At 65.7% G+C, this 18,760-nt stretch carries 18 protein-coding genes; 2 read left to right on the forward strand and 16 right to left on the reverse strand.

Annotated features, from left to right (window positions below; genetic code table 11):
• Nucleotides 1-15: 15 nt before the first annotated feature.
• The 13 genes from CV103_RS09370 to CV103_RS09430 form a co-directional block, all read right to left on the reverse strand.
• Nucleotides 16-2,796 carry a glycosyltransferase gene (locus CV103_RS09370; protein WP_107394749.1) on the reverse strand — a complete coding sequence of 927 codons (2,781 nt, stop codon included), beginning with the start codon at nt 2,794-2,796 and terminating at the stop codon, nt 16-18.
• Nucleotides 2,797-2,833: 37 nt separating this feature from the next.
• Nucleotides 2,834-3,742, reverse strand: a complete 909-nt coding sequence (locus tag CV103_RS22125) for a class I SAM-dependent methyltransferase (protein WP_146163407.1) — start codon at nt 3,740-3,742, stop codon at nt 2,834-2,836.
• Between the two features lie 169 nt (nt 3,743-3,911).
• Nucleotides 3,912-4,883 (reverse strand): glucokinase, encoded by a 972-nt coding sequence (gene glk / locus CV103_RS09380; protein ID WP_107394751.1) that lies wholly within the window; start codon nt 4,881-4,883, stop codon nt 3,912-3,914.
• 4 nt (nt 4,884-4,887) lie between these two features.
• The gene (gene ribH, locus CV103_RS09385; RefSeq protein ID WP_015458938.1) at nt 4,888-5,310 is read right to left on the reverse strand and encodes a 6,7-dimethyl-8-ribityllumazine synthase; all 423 of its coding nucleotides are present in this window, start codon (nt 5,308-5,310) and stop codon (nt 4,888-4,890) included.
• Between the two features lie 7 nt (nt 5,311-5,317).
• Entirely contained in the window at nt 5,318-6,466 is a 1,149-nt protein-coding gene (ribB, locus tag CV103_RS09390) for a 3,4-dihydroxy-2-butanone-4-phosphate synthase (RefSeq protein ID WP_015458939.1), read from the reverse strand.
• Nucleotides 6,456-7,067 (reverse strand): riboflavin synthase, encoded by a 612-nt coding sequence (locus CV103_RS09395; protein ID WP_107394752.1) that lies wholly within the window; start codon nt 7,065-7,067, stop codon nt 6,456-6,458. The genes ribB and CV103_RS09395 overlap by 11 nt, the downstream gene beginning before the upstream one ends.
• Before the next feature lie 12 nt (nt 7,068-7,079).
• Nucleotides 7,080-8,027, reverse strand: a complete 948-nt coding sequence (gene ribD / locus CV103_RS09400; RefSeq protein WP_107394753.1) for a bifunctional diaminohydroxyphosphoribosylaminopyrimidine deaminase/5-amino-6-(5-phosphoribosylamino)uracil reductase RibD — start codon at nt 8,025-8,027, stop codon at nt 7,080-7,082.
• A gap of 22 nt (nt 8,028-8,049) precedes the next feature.
• Complete coding sequence (locus tag CV103_RS09405) at nt 8,050-8,373, reverse strand: hypothetical protein (RefSeq protein ID WP_015458942.1); 324 nt, start codon at nt 8,371-8,373, stop codon at nt 8,050-8,052.
• A 137-nt stretch (nt 8,374-8,510) separates the two neighbouring features.
• Nucleotides 8,511-9,155 (reverse strand): energy transducer TonB, encoded by a 645-nt coding sequence (locus CV103_RS09410; RefSeq protein WP_015458943.1) that lies wholly within the window; start codon nt 9,153-9,155, stop codon nt 8,511-8,513.
• 376 nt (nt 9,156-9,531) lie between these two features.
• A complete protein-coding gene (locus CV103_RS09415; RefSeq protein ID WP_107394754.1) occupies nt 9,532-10,416 on the reverse strand; it encodes an alpha/beta fold hydrolase in 885 nt (294 codons plus the stop codon).
• Nucleotides 10,417-10,432: 16 nt separating this feature from the next.
• Nucleotides 10,433-11,815, reverse strand: a complete 1,383-nt coding sequence (gene pgmG / locus CV103_RS09420) for a phosphoglucomutase/phosphomannomutase PgmG (RefSeq protein ID WP_015458945.1) — start codon at nt 11,813-11,815, stop codon at nt 10,433-10,435.
• Nucleotides 11,816-11,878: 63 nt separating this feature from the next.
• On the reverse strand, nt 11,879-12,298 hold the full coding sequence (locus tag CV103_RS09425) for a J domain-containing protein (protein ID WP_070931888.1): 420 nt from the start codon (nt 12,296-12,298) through the stop codon (nt 11,879-11,881).
• Nucleotides 12,298-13,089, reverse strand: a complete 792-nt coding sequence (locus CV103_RS09430; RefSeq protein ID WP_015458947.1) for a division plane positioning ATPase MipZ — start codon at nt 13,087-13,089, stop codon at nt 12,298-12,300. Before CV103_RS09430 ends, CV103_RS09425 begins: the two co-directional genes overlap by 1 nt.
• 93 nt (nt 13,090-13,182) lie before the next feature.
• Here CV103_RS09430 and panC point away from each other — a divergent pair, with 93 nt between their 5' ends.
• Together panC and CV103_RS09440 are read left to right on the forward strand one after the other, a co-directional pair.
• Nucleotides 13,183-14,028, forward strand: coding sequence for a pantoate--beta-alanine ligase (gene panC, locus CV103_RS09435; protein ID WP_107394755.1), 846 nt, complete (start codon nt 13,183-13,185; stop codon nt 14,026-14,028).
• 117 nt (nt 14,029-14,145) lie between these two features.
• Complete coding sequence (locus CV103_RS09440) at nt 14,146-14,442, forward strand: SEL1-like repeat protein (protein WP_070935352.1); 297 nt, start codon at nt 14,146-14,148, stop codon at nt 14,440-14,442.
• A 27-nt stretch (nt 14,443-14,469) separates the two neighbouring features.
• On the opposite strand, the gene CV103_RS09445 is transcribed toward CV103_RS09440, so the two are convergent.
• From CV103_RS09445 to mutS, 3 genes are all read right to left on the reverse strand, one after another.
• A complete protein-coding gene (locus tag CV103_RS09445) occupies nt 14,470-15,153 on the reverse strand; it encodes a Fe2+-dependent dioxygenase (RefSeq protein ID WP_015458950.1) in 684 nt (227 codons plus the stop codon).
• Nucleotides 15,154-15,200: 47 nt separating this feature from the next.
• Nucleotides 15,201-15,953: an energy transducer TonB gene (locus CV103_RS09450; RefSeq protein ID WP_107394756.1), complete on the reverse strand. Its 753-nt coding sequence runs from the start codon at nt 15,951-15,953 to the stop codon at nt 15,201-15,203.
• A gap of 143 nt (nt 15,954-16,096) precedes the next feature.
• Complete coding sequence (gene mutS, locus CV103_RS09455) at nt 16,097-18,712, reverse strand: DNA mismatch repair protein MutS (RefSeq protein ID WP_107394757.1); 2,616 nt, start codon at nt 18,710-18,712, stop codon at nt 16,097-16,099.
• Nucleotides 18,713-18,760: the final 48 nt, after the last annotated feature.

The raw sequence follows: 18,760 nt of genomic DNA on the forward strand, positions 1-18,760 counted from the left end.
AAAAGTGGACGACTTTTACGCCGCCCGCAGCCGGACAATCCCGCCGCTACCGTGGTCTAGTTTTCCACCGCCGTTCTCACCGGAAGCCAGGGCTTCCGCTAGAGCATTGGGGAATCCTTCAAACCGCGATGGCAGGACGAAGAGCTTCGCCTGGGCAAGCGCATCGAATATATACTTGGTCTCTCCCTTCAGCAGGACCCGACCGGCCAATCCGAGCGACTGGGTCAGTTCCTCTAACGCTGCGGCGCCGCCAGCTTGATCCTTGCCATAGAGAACCAGGCGATATTGTGGGAATTCCTCAGCTATCTCCGCAAAAGCGCGGACAAGCAAATCCTGTTGTTTCTGTTCCAGAAATAGCCGGGCGACACAAATGATCTGATTCTCTCGTTGAATATCCTCGTGAGCTCGAATGGCGGGAACCGGGTTGGGAATCGTTCTCATCTTCCGCTGCACAGCTTTTGGGAAATACCTGCGAAAGCTATTAAACTGCACCGCTACCAGCGTCGCTTTGCGATAAGCATTAATATAATCCGATTTTTTGAAATCCTTCCAATAGGTTTGAAAAGATTCCGCAGGATCGGCTCGCTCAGAGAGCAAAAATGGTATCTTTCGCGAGGAAAGTGCGGATACGAACTCCCGTACCACCGGTCCGGAAGCCAATATCATCGCAGCGCGAAATTTATAACGATCGATCATCTTATCGATTGCTGCCCGATCTCCCACTCGAATATTATGGAGCCGAACGTTGTCCGGCAGCGGGAATACCGGACGCGGATGCCTAACCGAAGGATCTCCCGACGTTAATATAACAACGTTATAATTCTGATCCAAATCGGACGCTATATATGAAACAACGCGTTCCACGCCACCCCTAACCCTGGTCAGAGCCGGGCAGTATATGAGGATTGTCTTCAATCCCCGTCGTAATGTCCGATCATTTCTGTTAAAATAGATATCATGCAACGACCTTGCGTCGGCGGTTGACATGCTGTCTTCGTGAGGAAGCTGGTGGAAAAGGGCCGCGTCGGTTGGATACTTCCAAAGTGCCCGGAAAGTCCGATCAAAATGCCCGGAATCAAAGGGTACATTCAGACACTTGTGCCCAAAGCGTTCAGTAAGATCCTGTACGAAGGCCAGCGCTCCATCTTGCACAGCTAGAATATTCTGACGCTGAAGATCGGACAGAGATGGCGTCGAGAAAACCGGAGTGCCACTTTCATCAAAATATTCGACCGATCCGGACGTGGAAGATAGCAACGCTTCGAATAATATTGTATCGAGCTTGGACGACTTCTCGCCGAGATGAATGTGATTATAGAAAGTGAAAAATTCATTAGCCAATAGAGTTTTGTTTATATCGGAATGGGTTACCACATATGCGCCAATAACATCTTTCTTCAAGGTATGATGGAAGAAAGATTGAAACGTGCCTTTTCGGCCGACGTCAAATATCAGGCTTCGGCTGTTATCGGGCAAAGCGGCGCTATAATATATGTCTGCTGCCTTGCAGCGGTTTCGCATCGCTACGAGTATCATTGGTTCATGGTGCTGCAATGCATCGATAAGCCTATCCCGAACATCAACAACAGCACTGCCTGCCATCGCTTGAAGATCAGCGTCACTCGCGAGGAGAGAGTCCGTCAAATCTCGTCCAAGGCGATGACTCAGGAAATCACGTACCTGAAAATCTTTCGCAAACGCTATATCAAATAATGTACTGACAACGCCGCCTTCAAGGACACGGTAGGGTAAAATCGCCTTCCTCGATACATATACATAGTTCGTGTCAATTTTCTGCTTTGGAGCAGCCGCTGCCTGCATCAGGTCAAAAGCGGCTTTTGGGAGATAGCCGTCCCTAGCGAGAAAAATCAGATTACTGCAACCGTTCGTTCTTGCATGATTTGCTAGCCAGGCACTTAGTTCTGCAAGAAAAGGTCCCAAAAGAGAATATCCAAGATCATACAGATTTCCTCTAAAGATATCTCTTGGTTCTAATCTATTAATATTATTGCGATTAAGTTTATGGGATATTAGGCCAATATTTATACTTTTAGCCAATGAGATGCGATTTGTGTTTTCCCATAATATAGCTGCTGGGCGCGCCTTCGCCACGACATCATCGCTATTTTTGCGATAGTTTAATACAAATATCCCATGCTCTTTTGCGCGTTCTACGTCAGATTTGAAATTATCCCCTATATGAAGAACATTCTCAAAATCAACCCTTATTATATCCCGGACGGCGGGATATATATTTCCAAATTTTTTTGCGAGGTTCATTTCATTCGATACGAATATATCTTCGTATTGCGTGAATCCGGCGTTGTGCAGTATAGTTTTCACAATATCTTTGGAGAGATAAGTGTCCGTGATAAATATCACTCGCTTGCCAGACGAAATGGCATGCTTATAGATCGCAAAAATACGCTCGTTCTTATAGCACATCCCACATTCAGCCGATAGTTCAAGCTGAAGTATCTCGTTTCTATATGGTTCCAGTCCGGGATGGGAATCGCATAACTGATCATAAATCTGATCTATATTAGGGTCGCTTTTTATTTCAGCGGCTTCCATGGCGATTCGAACATCTTTTTCCGCCTTCATACGGATTTTGCGGAAATCTATGTTGAAGTTTCCAACAATTTCTCGAACATCTCGGCCGATAAACTCGAAAAGATCATCGGGCCGCAGGAACGGACGCACGACTGCCGTGTCAAAAACATCGAAGCTCACAACCTGGATGGATGGTTTCGATATTGTACCTGCAACCGGGAATAATTCGACATCGAGATTCATGGCTTTGAGTTCTCTGTTGCAAATGATTTTAGAAAGATTATTTATCTTTTAGAATTTCTTCAATAGTAATTCCCGTGCTCATGGCCTCCGCGTTGCCTACTTCGGGTGGGTATTGAAAGGCGTTTTCGGAGAATGAACGAATTTCTTCTGATGTAACGTCGAGCTTAATTGCAGCCATATTGTAACACATTCCCCAACCGATTACTTTCTGTCCGGGCCATAGGGTGCTGACAAGATTGCCGCCTCTGCATGGCGTGGGGCAGGGAACGCCCAACTCCACGCTATTGGCTAACCATCTCTCCATGACCTGCGTATCCTGATGGAGAACCCAAGAGTTTTTGGGCAGCATCCGTGTCATCGCTAGCGTATCAATGAGGGGCCAGGGATGCATGTGATTGGCATCTATGAAGCCGAGGCTGGGCTGATCCGCTCTTATGGCGTTCAGAATATCCGGTCTATGCAGCACAGCGTCCGGCATCGTGGTTTCCACGATCAGATTCCAATAGGGCAGCAGGTCCGGATGATTGAGCCGCACAACCTGGCCGACTTCATTCTTCGCTGGGCCGTGAAAGCGTAGAAGGTCGATGCTGTGGAGGAATTTCCGACCTTCTTTAAGCAAGCCCAGCTTGCGTCCGGCATAAAGCGTAAACGCGGAGGATACGCCAGCGCAGACGCCTACTTCGATCACAGATTTCGGGCGCTTCGCCGCCAAGAATGCCGCCATGAAGAAGGCGTCTCCCGGGGTAATGGGCCCGCCAAATCGCCCCTTGATCGGAGACTTGAAGAATGACTTTACGATATCAAGTATATTTTCCCAATCTTTGCGATCTATGTCTGCAAAATCTTGAAGATTATTTAATATGCTTATGACCTGGCTGGTTCCGGCATCTAGTTTTTCAATTTCCGTTCCGAAAAATATGTCTTTCAAAAGTCTGTTCTTTATCACGCTTCTCTCCGCCGTAACGATGGTCGTTCATCGCTAACATGTGAAGAGATATTCGTCGATAGAATGGCTGCCCGATTTCAGGAGGCCCCATGGCGGAGCCGAGATCGGTGCCCAAGACGTCATTGAAGGATGGCCGCTTACCCTCAGGGGCAGGTAGTGAGCAAGGCGATCAAGCGCCTTTATCCCGCTCCCCGAACGCCACCGCCGCGCCCAGCAGGCCGGGCTGGGGGTGGGTGATGAGGCGGATGGGCATGGCGGCCATCATTTCCTGGTAGCGGCCCTTGGCGACGAAGCGGTCGGCGAAGCCGGAGCGGGGGAGGTGGCGGGCCAGGCGCGCGCCGACGCCGCCGGCGATCACCACGGCGTTGGCGCCCTGCACCAGCGCGATGTCGCCCGCGACGCTGCCGAGCGCGAGGCAGAAGCGGTCGAGCGCGGCGGCCGCCAGCGGATCGCTGCCCTCGATCGCGGCGGTCCACAGGTCCTTGTCCTCGCGCGGCGGCACCGGCTGGCCTTCGATGGCGGCGATGGCGGCGTGGATCGCGGCGAGGCCGGGGCCGGCCACCACTCGTTCGGTGGAGACGCGGCGATGCTGCGCGCGCAGCCGGGCGAGCACGGCCTCCTCCAGCGGATCGAGCGGGGCATAGTCGCCATGGCCGCCCTCGGTCTCGATCACGAACTGCCGGCCGCCGCGCCGGAGCAGCGAGGCGACGCCGAGGCCGGTGCCGGGGCCGACGATCGAGATCACGCCTTCCGTGGGCAGCGGCCGGTCAGGCCCCGCGATGTGGAGGAAATCCTCCGGCCCGGCATGGGCCACGGCATGGCCGACCGCGCCGAAATCGTTGATCAGCACCAGCTCGTCGACGCCGATCTCGTCCGCCAGCGTTGCCGGGCGGATCAACCAGCTATTGTTGGTGAGCTTCAGCGTATCGCCGCGGATGGGGGCGGCCACCGCGATGCCGGCGGCGCGCGGCAGCGGCCGGCCGATCCGCTGGGCGAAGGCCGCCCAGGCGAGCGGCAGGCTGGCATGGGCGGATGTCGGCAGCGTCACCGGATCGCCCAGATGGGTGACGCGGCCGTTCTCGATCGTCGCCAGGGCGAAGCGGGCGTTGGTTCCCCCGATATCGCCGGCGACGATCTCCATGCCGTCAGTGGCCGAAGCGCTCGCGCAGCGCCAGCATGGCCAGCGCCGCCTTGGCGGCCTCGCCGCCCTTGTCCTTCTCGTCGGGACGGGCGCGGGTCAGCGCCTGCGCCTCGTTCTCCACGGTCAATATGCCGTTGCCGATGGCGATGCCGTCCATGCTGAGCGCCATCAGGCCGCGCGCGCTTTCGTTGGAAACCACCTCGAAATGATAGGTTTCGCCGCGGATGACGACGCCGATCGCCACGAAGGCGTCGTAGCGGCCGGTTTCGGCCGCCAGCGCGATCGCGCCGGGTATCTCCAGCGCGCCCGGCACGGTCACCGTCTCATGCTTGTGGCCGCCTTCCTCGATCGCGGCGCGCGCGCCCTCGATCAGCAGGTCGTTCAGATGGTCGTAGAACCGCGCCTCGACGATCAGCACCTTCGCCATGGTCGTATCAGAGCCCTTCGGTGGAGATCGGCTGCTCGCCGATGATGTTGAGGCCGTAGCCCGAAAGCGCGATCAGCGTGTGATGCGAATTGGTGAGCAGGATCATGTCGTGGATCCCCAGCTCCGCCAGGATCTGCGCGCCGATGCCGTAATCGCGCAGCTCGTTCATGTCGTCCGAATCCGGGCCCTTGCCCTCGGCGCGGGCGCGCACCACGGTGGACATCGCGTTCACCAGCGCGCGGTTGATGATGACCACCACGCCCGATCCCGCTTCGTCGATCGCGCGCATCGCGCCTTGCAGCATGCCCGAACGGTCGTTCAGCTCGCCCAGCGAATCGTTGAAGATGTTGAGCGTGTGCATCCGCACCAGGGTGGGCTTGGCCGGATCGATATGGCCCTTCACCAGCGCCAGCGTCTCGGTGCCCACCGCCTTGTTGCGATAGGTGATCGCCCGCCATTCGCCGCCATAGCGGCTGTCGAACTTCGTCTCGGCCACCTTCTCGACATTATGGTCGTGGCGGCGGCGATAGGCGATCAGATCGCGGATCGTGCCAATCTTCAGATTGTGGAGCTGGGCGAAGGCGACGAGATCGTCCAGCCGCGCCATCGTCCCGTCATCCTTCATGATCTCGCAGATCACGCCGGAGGGGTTGAGGCCGGCCAGCCGCGCCACGTCCACCGCCGCCTCGGTATGGCCGGCGCGCACCAGCACGCCGCCCGGCCGGGCGACCAGCGGGAACACATGGCCCGGCGTCACGATATGCTCGGGGCCCTTGGAGGCGTCGATGGCGACCGCGATGGTGCGGGCGCGGTCGGCCGCGGAGATGCCGGTGGAAACCCCGTCGCGCGCCTCGATCGAAACGGTGAAGGCGGTTTCGTGGCGGGTGCCGTTGTGCCGGCTCATCAGGTTGAGGCCGAGCTGGTCGACCCGCTCCTTGGCCATGGCGAGGCAGATCAGTCCGCGGCCATATTTGGCCATGAAGTTGATCGCGTCCGGCGTCGCCATCTGCGCGGGGATGACGAGGTCGCCCTCATTCTCACGGTCCTCGTCGTCGACGAGGATGAACATGCGCCCGTTCTTGGCCTCGTCGATGATCTCTTCGGGGCTCGAAAGGAAGGCGTGGCGCAGGCGGGAAAGCTCTGGGTTACTGGACATGGCGTAGCTGCTCCATCCGCCCGAGATAGCGGGCGAGAATGTCGATTTCGACATGGATCGCGCGGCCGGGCGCGATGGTGTCGAAGGTTGTGTTCCGGGCGGTGTGGGGGATGATGTTGACGCCGAAATGCACGGCCCCGCCGGGCGCGTCGGCCACGTCGTTCACCGTCAGCGATATGCCGTCCAGCGCCACCGATCCCTTGGCCGCGATATAGGGGGCGATTTCCGGGCCGCCGGCGATCACGATGCGCTGCGAATCGCCCTCCGGCGTCACGGAAAGCACCTCGGCGATGCCGTCGACATGGCCGGTCACGATATGGCCGCCCAGTTCGTCGCCCACCTTCAGCGCGCGCTCCAGGTTCAGGCGCTCGCCCTCGTTCCAGCGGCCCCGCGCGGTGCGGGCCAGCGTTTCGGCGGAAATGTCCACGGCGAACCAGCCGGGGCCCTTGTCGACCACCGTCAGGCAGGCGCCCGAACAGGCGATCGACGCCCCCATGTCGATGGTCGCGGTGTCGTAGGCGGTGGCGATCCGGGCGCGCAGGTCGCCGCGCTGCTCGGTCGCGGTGATGGTGCCGATGTCCGTGATGATTCCGGTGAACATGCAGATGGGGTCCTATTCTCGGACGCGCTCGTAAACCTCAAGCCGATCGATGCCAAGCATCCGCTGATCGTGCAGCCGCCAGCGCCCGTGCGCGCCCTCCAGATGGACGAGGCCGATATCGGCGATGCCGGGCCGGCCCCCGCCGATGACGATCGGCGCGCGGTAGACCAGCAGGCGATCGACGAGGTCGGCGGCGAGGAAGGCGGCCGCCGCGCCCGCGCCGCCTTCCACCAGCACGTCCAGGGCCGGCGTGTCGGCGATCGCTTCCGGCCGGTCCACGGCGATCCAGCCGAACGGCGCGGCGCCATGGCCCAGCACGGCGCGCGCGGGCGATCGATGCGCCAGCCCCGGCAGCCGCACGTCCAGCTTCGGGGCGTCCGCCTCCAGCGTGCCGCGCCCCACCAGGATCAGCTCGGCGCGGGCGCGTTCCAGATGCGCGTGGGCGCGGGCGGCGGGGCCGGTGATCCAGCGGCTCTCGCCCGATGCCAGCGCGATGCACCCGTCGATCGAAAGGCCAAGCTTCAGCGTCACATGCGGCCGGCCGTGCCTGGCCCGCATCAGGAAGCCGGCCATGGCGCGTTCCGCCTCGCGCGCGGCGATGCCGGTGGCGGTGGCGATGCCGGCCGCTTCCAGCCGGGCGATGCCGCGGCCGTCGGTGCGGGGATCGGGATCGCGGCAGGCGATCACAGCGCGGGCGATGCCGCTTGCGGCCAGCAGGTCGGCGCAGGCGGGGCCGCGCGGCGATTCATGCGCGCAGGGTTCCAGCGTCACATAAGCGGTGGCGCCGCGCGCGGCGGGGCCGGCGGCCTCCAGCGCCATCGCCTCGGCATGGGGGCGCCCGCCCGGCTGGGTCCAGCCCCGGCCGACGACGCGGCCGTCGCGCACGATCACGCAGCCGACGGCGGGGTTGGGCGCGGTCTGCCCCCGGCCGCGCGCGGCCAGCGCCAGCGCCGCGCCCATCCAGCGCGCGTCCCGGGCGGTGTCAGTCAACCTTGATGCCGAGCTGATCGGCCAGCCGGCGATATTCCTGCCGCTTCGCCTCGCGCTTCGCGTCCAGCTTCTTCTGGTCGATCTTCTGCTGGGCGATGATCTCGGCATCGCTGCGCGTGGCGGGCCAGCTCGGGATGAAATACATTTGGGGCTTGGGCGGATCGACCCGCGAATCGACATAGAATCCCGCCACCAGCAGCGCCGGGATTAGGACGGATATCAGGCCGATCAGCAGCTTGTGCCGCTGGTTGCCCGCCATGAAGGCGCGCAGGTCGCGCCACACGGCGGATGGCTTGGAAGGGCGGGGTATGGCCATGGCCGCCTAGATAAGCCCAGTGGGCCGCTTATGCCACCCTTGGCCGAAGGGCCGCCCCGCCGGGCCCGAAGGCGGCGGGGCGGGTGGCGCCGGGGAGAGGGAGAAGAGCCGGCGCCGGTATCGGCCGGGGTTCGCCGTCAGGCCTGCATCTCGAACTTCACCCGCATCGTCCGCCAGCTTTCCACCGCCACGCCGTCGCGGGTGGCGGGGCGGAAGCGCCATGCGCGCAGCGCCTGCCGTTTCGTCGCCTCGAAGAAGGCGGGATCGGTGGCGGAAACCTGCTCCACCGCCTTCACCCGCCCATCGGCGCCGATCAGCACGCGCACCACCACCACGCCCTCGATCTCCTGCCGCGCCATCCGCGCCGGATAATCGGGCTGGAAGGGCACGCGCGGGTCGATCACCGCATCGGTCAGCACTGGGGCGGTGGGGGGCACGATCTCCTCGCCCTTCGGCAGGGGCGGGGGATCGATCGGCTTCGGATCGTCCGTGCCGGTCCGCGTGAAGATGGTCTCGTTCGTCGTCTGCGTGGCGACTTCGGTTTCGGGCCTGGTCACGGGCCGCTCGGCCCTTGCGACCGGCGGGGCCTCCTTCACCTCCACCGGCGGCGGTGGCGGCGTTTCCGTGATCGGGATCAGGGGGAATACCGGCATTTCATGGACGATGAAGCTCGGCGGAAACAGGATCAGCGCCGCGATCGCCGCGCCGTGCAATCCCGCCACGATCGCCACGCCGGCGGGGCTGCGATTGCGTTGATTGAGGAAACCTGCCTGCTCTTGCATGACGCCCTCCTGTTTCGGTGATGATACACCGTAACAGAAACGTTATACTATTTCATTGCCGTGGAAAGAGGGTTTTTGGTGGGCCCGGATCTTGCGATCCGCCGGGCGGGTGCGCGGGGACGCTGTCGCATCGCCCCCTGAAATCGCTGAGGTGCCCGCATTTGGGCGCGCTGAACGACCATTGGCAGGCACTGTTTGCTGGAAGCGGAGAGGCGGGCGCGCCGACAGATCCGTCTCTCCCGCGCAGGCGGGAATCCATTGTGTCGGGTGCTATCGAGCCAACCGCGCCCATGGATCAGCTACGCTGGCCTCCCGCTCCCGCCTGCGCGGGAATGACGATCGGAGGGGTGCTGAAATATCCGCGGCAAGCCCCGTATCAGCCGATGAAGGCGCGCATCATCGCGATGAAGGCGTCGCGGTGATCGTGGTGCAGCCAGTGGCCGGCATCGTCGAACATCTCCACCCGCGCATCGCGGAAATGGGTCGCGCGGCCGTCCTCGGCGGGGCTGGAGGCCCAGCTTTCGCGGCCATAGGCCAGGATCACCGGGCACGCGACGGCCGCCCACAACGCATGCTTCTCCGTCTGCAGCAGGTCGACCGGGGACATGGCGCCCACCGCCGGATCGAACTTGAACCGCACCCGCCCGTCCGCGCCGGTCCGCGATCCGTGGATGGTCAGGTGACGGGCCAGGTCGGACGCCAGCCGGGGATTGGCCGCCATCATCCGCGCGGTCGCGGCCTCGATCGAATCATAGCTGCGCTGCCCGGCGGCGCTCATCCGCTGCTGCCGCGCGATCCAGTCGCGCATCCGCGCGACGATCGGCTCGGCGGCGATCTCTGCGGCGCGGGCGGGCGACGGGCCGAGGCCCTCGATCACGATCAGCCGGCTCACCCGCTCGGGATAGAGGCCGGCATGGCGCAGCGATATGTTGCCGCCCAGCGAATGGCCGACGACGGCGGCCCGCTCCACGCCCAGGGCCGGGAACAGAGCGGCCATGTCGGCGACCAGATCGGCCATCTCATAGCTGCCGTCCGATACCCAGTCGCTGTCGCCATGGCCGCGCAGGTCGGGCGCGATCACGCGGAATCGATCGGCAAAGGCGGCGGCGATCGCATCCCAGCTGCGGGCATGGTCGCGCCCGCCATGCACCAGCAGCAGGGGCGGGGCGGCGGGATCGCCCCATTCGGCATAATGCAGCTTCAGCCGCTGAGTGGTGAACCACCCGTCGCGCGGTTCCGCCGCCTTCCCGCCGCCCGCCATGCCCCGCCCGCCCGGATCAGTGCCCGGCGGCAAGCACCGGCTTCACGCCCGAAGCCTCGAGCTGGGCGTTGATCTGCGCCACCAGCCGGTCCAGTCCCGCCTGGTCCTTCGCCTCGGCTCGGGCGACCAGCACGTCCTGGGTGTTGGATGCGCGCAGCAGCCACCAGCCGTCGGGCGTCGTCACCCGCGCGCCGTCGGTGCGGTTCACGTCGGCGCCGGCGGCGGCCAGCCGGTCCAGCACTTCCTCCACCACCTTGAACTTGCGGTCCTCGGACGATTGGAAGCGCAGCTCCGGCGTGTTCACCATCTTCGGCATGGCATCCTTCAGCGCCGTCAGCGATCCGCCCAGCAGGCGGACGGCGCGGATCAGGCGGACGGCGGCATATTGCGCGTCGTCGAAGCCGTAATAATCGTGCGCGAAGAAGATGTGCCCGCTCATCTCGCCGGCCAGCGGCGCGTTGGTCTCGCGCATCTTGGTCTTGATCAGGCTGTGGCCGGTCTTCCACATCAGCGGCTTGCCGCCCAGCTCGGCGATCCGGTCGTAGAGCGCCTGGCTGGCCTTCACGTCGGCGATGATGGTGGCGCCGGGCTCCTCGCGCAGCACCGGCTCGGCCAGGATGGCGAGAAGCTGGTCGCCCCATACCACGCGGCCCTTGCCGTCGATCGCGCCGATGCGGTCGCCGTCGCCGTCGAAGGCCAGGCCGAAGTCCAGCCCCTTCTCCGCCACCAGCGCCTTCAGGTCGGCGAGGTTCTTTTCCTCGGTCGGATCGGGATGGTGGTTGGGGAAGGTGCCATCCACCTCGGTGAACAGCAGATGGTGCTCGCCGGGCAGCAGCTTCACCAGCTTCTCGATCACCGGGCCGGCCGCGCCGTTGCCGCAATCCCAGCCGATGCGGAAGGCGCCGCCGGCATAGCCCGCCAGCAGCCGGCCGACATAATTGTCCATCACGTCGGCATTGGTCACGGCGCCCTCGCCGCTCTCCCAATCGTCCTCGGCCGCCATCCGGCCGATATCCTGGATGTCCTCGCCGAAGAAGGGCTTGTGCTGCAGCACCATCTTGAAGCCGTTATAGTCGGCCGGATTGTGGCTGCCGGTGATCTGGATGCCGCCGTCCACCTCCAGCGTGGCTTCGGCATAATAGAGCATCGGTGTGGGGCCGAGGCCGATCCGCACCACGTCCACGCCGCCCTGGGTCAGCCCCTCGATCAGCGCGGTTTCCAGCACCGGGGAGGATATCCGCCCGTCATATCCCACCGCGACGCGGGTGCCGCCGGCGCGGCGCACGCGCGTGGCGAAGCCGCGGCCGATCGCATAGGCGTCGGGCGGGCCGAGCGTCTTACCCACGATGCCGCGTATGTCATATTCGCGCAGGCTCGTGGGATCGAAACGGTGGCTCATGAAAGGGTCTCCTCGGGTAATTCCATGGTCAAGACGCGCCCGGGCCGTTGTGGTTCAATCTGGTCACCGACGATATCGCTCGCGCTGCTCGATCGCGCCCAGCAGCGTATCGCGCGCCAGGTTCACCCGCCGGGTCAGCGCGGCCGATCCGCCCGCATCGGGATGGACGCGGCGGATCAGCCGGCGATGCTCGGCGCGGATCGTATCGGCATCGGCATCGGCCGGCACGTCCAGCACCGCGCGCGCTTCCTCGATCGACATGGCGGGCAGGGCGCGGTCCTGGATGCGGCGGGCGCGGTTCAGCATCATCGCCGCGCCGATCAGCAGAGGAATGCCGATGATCGGCTTGCCCTTGGCGGCGGAAGCCGCGCCGGCGATGCCCAGCAATATCGCGATCGCCTCGGCCGGGGTCGGCGCGCGCAGCCGCCCTTTCTTCCAGGCCCAGGCGATCAGCGCCAGGGCGGCGATGGCGATCCACGCCATCAGCCGTTGGCCGCGCGCTGCACCGGCCAGTCGGGCAGCGCCAGCCCCGATACCATCTCGCGCAGTTCCTGCCGGGCGGCGATATGGGCGATGCCTGGCTCGCCGATGGCCGAAAGGTCCAGCAGCGTCACCCCCTTGGGGAACAGCTCGCGATAGATCACGCGTTCGGAAAGGCCGGGGATCACGCGGAAGCCCACGCGCCGCGCCAGTTCGTCCAGCGCATTGGCCACGCGGCGCATGTTGCGCGCCTCCACATGCTGCAGGCGGTTGCGCAGCAGCACCCAGTCCACCGTCTTGCCGTCGGTCTTGGCGCGCGCCTTGCGGGCATCCCACACCACCTCGGCATAGAAGCTGGGCCGGCGGATCTTGTAGGTTTCGGGATCGACCTGGCCGATCAGGTCGAGGTCGATGAAGCTGTCGTTGATCGGCGTCACCAGCGTGTCGGCGCGCGCGATCGCGGCCAGCGCGTGCTGGTCGTCGCGGCCGGGCGTGTCGATCACCACCACGTCGGCGTCGGCGGCCAGCCGGTCGATCTGCTCGTTGATCGGCTCGCCTCTGGCGGGGTCGAAGGTCTCCGCCCTGGGCGTCGGCAGCTCGATCAGCTGGCGGCGCGACGTCGCCTCGCGATTTTCCATGTAGCGGCCCAGCGTGCGCTGGCGCGTGTCGAGGTCCAGCGCGGCCACGCGGCGCCCGGCGGCGGCCAGCGCCACGGCGACATGCACCGCCGTGGTCGACTTGCCGGAACCGCCCTTCTCGTTGGCGAATACAATCAGGTGGGCAGCGGCGGCCATGCGTGTCGGGTTCCCTGCTCTTGATTCCGCCCGCGGCGGCCCCCAAAGACGCCCCGGACGATCCGTCCAGCGCTTATCGGAGGTTCCCTGCCCGTGCAAATCGTTCGTACCGTCGCCGCGCTTCGCGAGGCCGTGGCCGCGCTTCGGGCCGATGGCGGCCGGGTGGCGCTGGTGCCGACGATGGGCGCGCTCCATGCCGGGCATCTGGCGCTGGTGGCGGAAGGCCGCGCGCGTGGCCCGCATGTCGTCGTCTCGATCTTCGTCAATCCCACCCAGTTCGGCCCGAACGAGGATTTCGATGCCTATCCCCGACGCGAGGCGGCCGATGCCCGCCTGCTGGAGGATGCCGGCGTCGCCATCCTCTGGGCGCCGACGGTGGAGGAGATGTATCCCCAGGGCTTCGCCACCTCCATCACCGTCGCCGGCATCACCGAGGGGCTGGATGGCGCCGCCCGGCCCGGCCATTTCGATGGCGTCGCCACGGTGGTGAACAAGCTGTTCGCGCAGGTCCGCCCCGATGTCGCGCTGTTCGGGGAGAAGGATTATCAGCAATTGGCGGTGATCCGGCGGATGGCCGCCGATCTCGATACCGGGGTGGAGATCGTCGGCGTCCCCACCCAGCGCGACGATGACGGCCTCGCTCTCTCCTCGCGCAACGCCTATCTCCAGCCCGAGGAGCGGCAGGCCGCCCGCGCGCTGCCCCGCGCGCTGGGCGAGGCGGCGGCCGCGATCGCCGCCGGCGGCGATGTCGCCCAGGCGCTGGAGGTCGCGCGCGGCCGGCTGACGGACGCGGGCTTCGCGCCGATCGATTATGTCCTGCTCTGCGATGCCGCGACGCTGGAACCCCTGTCCCGCGCCGATCGCCCGGCCCGGCTGCTCGCCGCCGCCAGGATGGGCCGCACCCGCCTGATCGACAATCTCGAAGTCTCGGCGGCGTAAAGATCGCGGCTTATCTTGCCGCCATCTTTCCTGCTATTTCCGCCGATCGTGCGTTAACCATTTATTTCTTCCTCTCATGACACTCCTTGTCCGGTGAAGAACCGGCAGGGGGCCGAAATGGGACAAGTTCTGAAAAGCGTGGACGCGCTGCTCGAAAGCCGGCTGGCGCAGGCGGCCAACGGCAATCCCCGCGCCTGCTTCGATCTCGGCATCGCTTATTCCACCGGCGCGGCCGGGGTGGAGGTCGATCTCGTCGCGGCGCATAAATGGTTCAACCTCGCGGCGCTGGGCGGCCATGCCGAGGCCCAGGCCTGCCGCGCCGAGATTTCCGAGGACATGACCGCGCGCGAGATCGCCGAGGCCCAGCGCCAGGCCCGCGCCTGGCTGCAGCTCACCACCCGCCAGGCGGCGTGATGCTTTCAGGCGCCGCCAGCTGACCCGTCAGGCATCCGCCCAGCGGCGGAGCAGGTTGTGATAGACGCCGGTCAGCCGGATGATCGCCGGGTCGTCCTGCCCGCGATCGGCGGCCACCGCCTGGATCGAGGTGTCGAGGTCGAACAGGGTGCGCCGGGCGCCGTCGTCGCGCACCATGCTCTGGATCCAGAAGAAGCTCGCCACCCGCGTGCCGCGCGTGATCGGCTCCACCCGATGCAGGCTGGAGGCCGGATAGAGGATCATGTGCCCGGCCGGCAGCTTCACCGCCTGCACGCCGAACTGGTCCTCCACCACCAGCTCGCCGCCGTCATAGCTGTCCGGATCGGCGAGGAAGAGCGTGGCGGAAAGATCGCTGCGGATGCGGAAGTCGGTGCCGCGCTGGATGCGCACGGCATTGTCGATATGGGTGCCGAAGGTCTGCCCCGGCCCATAACGGTTGAACAGGGGCGGGAACACCTTGAGCGGCAGCGCGGCCGCCACGAACAGCGGCGACCGGCCGAGCGCGTCGAGGATGATCGCGCCGGCCTCGCGCGCGGCGTCCGAATCCTCGGGCAGCTGCTCGTTCTGCTTGGCGAGCGCCGATTGCCGGCCGGAGGTGACGTTGCCGTCCACCCATTGGGCCGCATCGATCAGCGCGCGCACCCGCGCCAGCGCGCCCGCATCCAGCAGGTCGGGAATGGCGATCATCATAGGGAATTGGGCATCATAAGGAAATCGGCGTCATCGAGGGATAGGCTCTAGCTCTTGAGGACGAAGGGGATTTCCACCACGCCCCGCACCATCATCGGCTGGCCGCCGCGCATGGTGGGGGACCAGCGCCATTGCCGCACCGCTTCCAGCGCCGCCTTGTCGAGCCGTTCGAACCCGCTCGACGTCTGCACCGAGATATCGGCCACGGCGCCGTCCGTGCCCAGCAGCAGCGCCAGCACCACCGTGCCCTGTTCCTTGCGCCGCCGGCATTCCACCGGATAGCGGGGCGCCTTGAAGGAAATCATGTTGGACGAAAGGTCGCCCGCGCTGATGGGCGCGGCGGAAGGCGCTGCCGGGGCCGCCTTGGGCGCCACGATCACCGATTGCGGCGGGGGCGGCGTCGCCGTCGTCACCACAAGCGGCGGCGGGGCGGGTGTCTTCACGATCGGCGCGGGCGCCACGATCACGGGCTCGATCGGCTTTACCGGCTTCACCTTCTGCTCGGGCGGTGCGGGCGGCGGGGCGGGCGGCTCGGCCAGCAGCTCCACCACCAGCGGCGCGGCCTTGATCCGCTTCACCGGGATGACGTTCATCTGGATCAGCGCGGTGAACAGCGCCGCATGCACCAGCGCCACCGCGCCGATCGCCGGCCAGTTGGCCCCGCTGCGCGCGCCGTAGCGGGCGGGGGCCGACTCGATCGCCGCCTCGGCCTCGGCCGGCGGCGGATCGATCGGGAAGCTCGCATGGAACACGGCCTCGCGGCGGGCCTCGCCGGCATCGCGCAGGGAAACCGTGTGCATTCGTCTCACCTCGCCACCGCCCCCTTGCGGGCGATCCAGACACATTCTGACATGTGCCGGTAGCGCGAATACTATTGCGGATCAATCGCAAGAATCGAAGGGGAGGCGGCTATTCGGTATAAAGCCGGCCCTCGCCGAACCGTTCAGCCGGTCGCGATCCCCTTCAGGCGATAGAGCAGGTCCAGCGCCTCGCGCGGCGAAAGCGCATCGGGCTGGATCGCGTCCAGCGCCTCGCGCAGGGGATCGGCGGCGGGTTCGGGCGCCTGGGCCGCGGCGGCGAACAGGGGCAGGTCGTCCAGCCCCGCCGCGATGCCGCCGGTCGCCGCCCGGCCGCTTTCCAGCTTGGCCAGCACCGATTTCGCCCGCGCCAGAACGGCGGGCGGCAGCCCGGCCAGCTTGGCGACGGCGATGCCGTAGCTGCGGTCCGCCGGCCCGTCGGCCAGCTCGTGCAGCAGCACCAGATCGCCCTTCCACTCGCGCGCGCGGACATGGTGGAGCGATAGCGCGTCCAGCCGCTCCGCCAGCCGGGTCAGCTCATGATAATGCGTCGCGAACAGGCAGCGGCAGCGGTTCATGTCGTGCACCGCCTCCACCACCGCCCAGGCGATGGCCAGGCCGTCATAGGTGGATGTGCCGCGCCCCACCTCGTCCAGGATCACCAGCGATCGTTCGGTCGCCTGCGCCAGGATGGCGGCGGTCTCGACCATCTCGACCATGAAGGTCGATCGCCCGCGCGCCAGATTGTCCGAAGCGCCCACCCGGCTGAACAGCCGGTCCACCAGCCCCAGCCGCGCGGACGTCGCCGGCACATAGCCGCCGGCCTGCGCCAGCACCGCGATCAGCGCGTTCTGGCGCAGGAAGGTGGATTTGCCGCCCATGTTCGGGCCGGTGACCAGCCACAGCCGCCGGTCCGGCTCCAGCCGGCAGTCATTGGCGACGAAGCGTTCGCCCGTCGCCGCCACCGCCGCTTCCACCACCGGATGCCGCCCGCCCTCCACCGCGAAGCAGGGCTCGTCGGCAAAGGCCGGCCGGCACCAGCCGCCCTCGATCGCCCGCGTCGCCAGCCCCGCCGCCACGTCCAGCCGGGCCAGCGCGTCGGCCGTCGCGGCGATCTCCGCCTTGGCGGCGAGCGCGGCGGCGATCAGCTCCTCCAGATGCGCGGCCTCGGCCGCCAGCGCGTGCGCGCCCGCCTGGCCCACCCGCATCGCCTGCTCGTGCAGGTCCGGCGCGTTGAACCGCACCACGCCCGCCAGCGTCTGGCGGTGGGTGAAGCCGGATTCGGGCCGCATCAGCGGATCGGCATGCCTGGCCTGCACCTCGACATGATAGCCCAGCACGCCATTGTGGCGGATCTTCAGGCCGGCGATGCCGGTCTGCTCGCGATAGCGCGCCTCCAGCGCGGCGATGGCGCGCCGGCCCTCGCCGCCGGCCGCGCGCAGCTCGTCCAGCGCCGGATCATATCCTTCCGCGATATAGCCGCCCTGCGCGGTATCGATCGGCGGCTGCGGCACCAGCGCGCGGGCCAGAAGGTCGATCAGCGCGCCGTGCCCGCGCAGCCGGGGCAGCAGCGCGTCCATCAGCGCCGGCCGCGCGGCCAGCCCCAGCAGCCGTTCGTGCAGGCCGTGCGCCTCGTCCAGCCCGTCGCGCAGCAGGCCCAGGTCGCGCGGGGAGCCGCGCCCCGCCACCAGCCGGCCCAGCGCGCGGCCGATATCGGGCGCGGCCTTCAGGTTGGCGCGGATCGATTCCCTGAGGCCCCCGTCCTCGACGAAGCGTTCCACCAGGTCCAGCCGCGCCTCGATCGTCGCGCGCTCGGCCAGCGGCGCGCCGATGTCGGCCGCCAGCATCCGCGCGCCCGCGCCGGTGACGGTGCGGTCCACCGCGTCCAGCAGGCTGCCCTTGCGGCCGCCGCCCTGCGCCTGCGTCAATTCCAGGCTTTCGCGGGTGGCGGCGTCGATCAGCATATGATCGGCCGGCTGGCGGCGCGCGGGCGGCTGCAGGAAGGGCAGCTTGCCCTGTCCCGCCCGGTCCAGATAGGCGATCAGCCCCGCCGCTGCCGCCAGCTCCGCCCGGCCGAACCCGCCATATCCGTCCAGCGTCGCCACGCCGAACAACGCCTTCAGCCGCGCCTCGCCGGCCGCGCTGTCGAACAGGCGGGGCTCCTGCGGGATGGCGTCCGCCGGGGCGCCGGCCATGCCCTCGGGCACGATCGTCTCGGCCGCCGCCAGCCGGGCAAGCTCCGCGTCCAGGCTGCCTTCGGCGATCGCCGCCAGCTCGAACCGGCCGGTGGAAATGTCCGCCGCCGCCAGCCCGGTGCGCCCGCCGGCCTCGGCCAGCGCCACCAGCCAGTTGGCGGCGCGCGCGTCCAGCAGCGCTTCCTCGGTCAGCGTGCCGGCCGTCACCACGCGGATGATCGCGCGGCCCACCAGCGCCTTCGATCCGCCGCGTTTCTTGGCCTCGGCGGGCGTCTCGGTCTGGTCGGCGATGGCGACGCGGTGGCCGGCCTTGATCAGCCGCGCCAGATAGCCTTCGGCGGAATGGGCCGGCACGCCGCACATGGGCACGCCGTCCCCGCGCGATGTGAGCGCTATATCGAGGCACGCCGCCGCGATCTTCGCATCGTCGAAGAAAAGTTCGAAAAAATCCCCCATGCGGTAGAAGAGCAGGCAATCCCGCGCTTCCGCCTTCAGGGCGTGATACTGGGCCATCATCGGCGTCTGCGCCGTGGGTTCCGTAACGGTTTCATTGGTTCCGCGAGCCATATCGGCGCTGATAGCGGCTTGTCCCCAAGCCGGCCATGCCCCAAAAGG

This window comes from Edaphosphingomonas fennica (assembly GCF_003034225.1).
GTDB lineage: Bacteria > Pseudomonadota > Alphaproteobacteria > Sphingomonadales > Sphingomonadaceae > Sphingomonas_E > Sphingomonas_E fennica.